Source organism: Moorena sp. SIO3B2 (assembly GCF_010692525.1).
Taxonomy (GTDB): Bacteria; Cyanobacteriota; Cyanobacteriia; order Cyanobacteriales; family Coleofasciculaceae; genus Moorena; species Moorena producens.
Genome location: NZ_JAAHHE010000761.1, coordinates 1 through 1,888, shown reverse-complemented (window position 1 = coordinate 1,888; position 1,888 = coordinate 1). Strand labels below are relative to the sequence as shown.

The window sequence follows — 1,888 nt, the reverse complement described above, 5'->3', positions numbered from 1 at the left end:
AGTCAAGTTACAGCAGACTTCCTAGTGCAATAGTGGAGGCAGTAATGAAGCGAGATTTAGATTATTTCATTGGTGAGCGTGCTGAACATCTGGCGATAGTATACTTGACACGTAGCCAAGATCTAGTTGTGGAAAGGATGAAGGCTGATTATGGGCTAGATATGTTGGTAACAATACTACGGGATAAATTACCGACAGGAAGGGTTTTTGGTGTTCACATCAAAGGTCGAGACAAAGCTTTCAAGGACATACAGCAAGAAGCTTCATTAGTTTTGTCTGACCAAGAAAAGAAGTACTTTCAAGATTTGCCATTCCCGGTATGTGTATTGTTTTTCACTATGGACGATGACAGGGGCTATTACCGATGGTTGAAGTATCCAAGTGAATCCAACCAGAGCCTTCATATTCTTGAAAACAATCAATGGCGTTCTCTGGATCAGGAGCAGGTTAGCCAGATAATCGCAGAAGTTAATGCTTGGTATAATCGGAAGCACCAATCCGCCGCATAACAACACCCATCCACCCGAGCGCCTTACCGTTAAGCTCAAAACCAGGAGACTTAAGTGGCATACAGTGACTTTACTCTAAAAAAAGTCAAGCTTGACTTTAATATTCAGACTGTCGAGGATCAGTCACTATTTTCCAATAGTGAAGAAATTGAAATAAGTGATTATCTCGCACAGACCTTAAAAAGAAATCTCCCTTTAGCGTTAGCCATTAATACGGAAAAAGCTAGGTCAGAACTAATCATTATTAATATTTTACTGGAAGTCAAAGAAAAATCATCTCAAAAAATTAGTCTATTCTCAGGGATTGATTTTAATGTCGATAAGGAAAAAGGCTTAACTGGATTTTGCGATTATATCATTAGTGGTTCAGAAGAGCAGTTATATTTAGATTTGCCGGTAATTACAATAGTTGAAGCTAAGAATGAAAATATTATTTCTGGCTTAGGTCAATGTATTGCGGAAATGTATGCCGCTCAACTCTTTAATCAAGAATAAAGTTATGATTTACCCTGTGTATATGGTGCAGTAACAACAGGGGATGAATGGAGGTTTGTTAAGCTTGATAAAAATGTCGCTTATATCGATAATGATAGTTATTATATTAGCGATATTAATAAAGTTATTGGGATTTTAGTGAACATGGTTAAAGGAAAAGCGTAATACTATTAGCCAAGGGAGCAGGGAGCAGGGAGCAGGGAAGAAGGTAAAAATTATGTGTACCTCATTATGCTAAAAACCGCTACTTTAGCAAAGGGAACGGCGTTGCTGAATCAAGGAATGAATGGATGATGATCTGGTTTTGGTCAAGCCCCCTAAATCCCCCAACTTTGCGGTGCGACCCAAGGGCGATTTACTCGCCCATTGGAAAGCGCACCGGAAGGGACTTTGAAAGTCTTTTTCCCCCCAAAATTGGGGGGCTAGGGGGGCAAAACCATACCCAGAATCAGCAACGCCAAGGGAACAGGAGAAATAGAAAAAATTCTGTCTACCTCATTCTCCCGACTCCCGATTCCCGACTCCCGACTCCCGACTCCCGACTCCCTAAAACCCAATCGACAACTGGGATAATTGTGAAATCAATCCTATAATTCCCCCGATTAACACTAACCATACGGAATTTACCTTAAAGCGAAATACCAGCACCGCGCTAACTATTGCTACCATAACGGTTAACCAATCTACTAAAGCAGTACGTGCTAAGATATAAGTTACTCCTGTCATCAGTCCTAAGGAAGCCGCATTAACACCGTCGAGGAATCCACTTGCCCAGGGGGATTGGCGTAGCTTGGGCACCCAAGGATTGAGGATTCCGACTAACACAAAGGCAGGCAAAAAGATTCCAATTGTTGCAGCTACTGCGCCAACATTTCCATTCAGCA

The 1,888-nt window shown here is 41.4% G+C and carries 4 protein-coding genes; 3 read left to right on the top strand and 1 reads right to left on the bottom strand.

What is annotated here, in order from left to right; all coding sequences use genetic code 11:
* From F6K38_RS40750 to F6K38_RS40740, 3 genes are all read left to right on the top strand, one after another.
* Positions 1-509 (top strand): DUF4365 domain-containing protein (locus F6K38_RS40750; RefSeq protein ID WP_287360521.1); only part of this gene is annotated, 509 nt, incomplete at its 5' end.
* A 54-nt stretch (positions 510-563) separates the two neighbouring features.
* Positions 564-1,004 carry a hypothetical protein gene (locus F6K38_RS40745; protein ID WP_008183940.1) on the top strand — a complete coding sequence of 147 codons (441 nt, stop codon included), beginning with the start codon at positions 564-566 and terminating at the stop codon, positions 1,002-1,004.
* A gap of 290 nt (positions 1,005-1,294) precedes the next feature.
* Positions 1,295-1,597: a hypothetical protein gene (locus tag F6K38_RS40740; protein ID WP_154659775.1), complete on the top strand. Its 303-nt coding sequence runs from the start codon at positions 1,295-1,297 to the stop codon at positions 1,595-1,597.
* Here the strand turns inward: F6K38_RS40740 and F6K38_RS40735 are convergent.
* A partial coding sequence (locus F6K38_RS40735; RefSeq protein WP_287360519.1) for a chromate transporter occupies positions 1,551-1,888 on the bottom strand: 338 nt, incomplete at its 5' end. The two genes, F6K38_RS40740 and F6K38_RS40735, sit on opposite strands and share 47 nt — an antisense overlap.

Excerpts from the sequence above, each read along its gene's own strand:
- F6K38_RS40740 (WP_154659775.1), top strand. The coding sequence starts at position 1,295 with ATGATGATCTGGTTTTGGTCAAGCCCCCTAAATCCCCCAACTTTGCGG.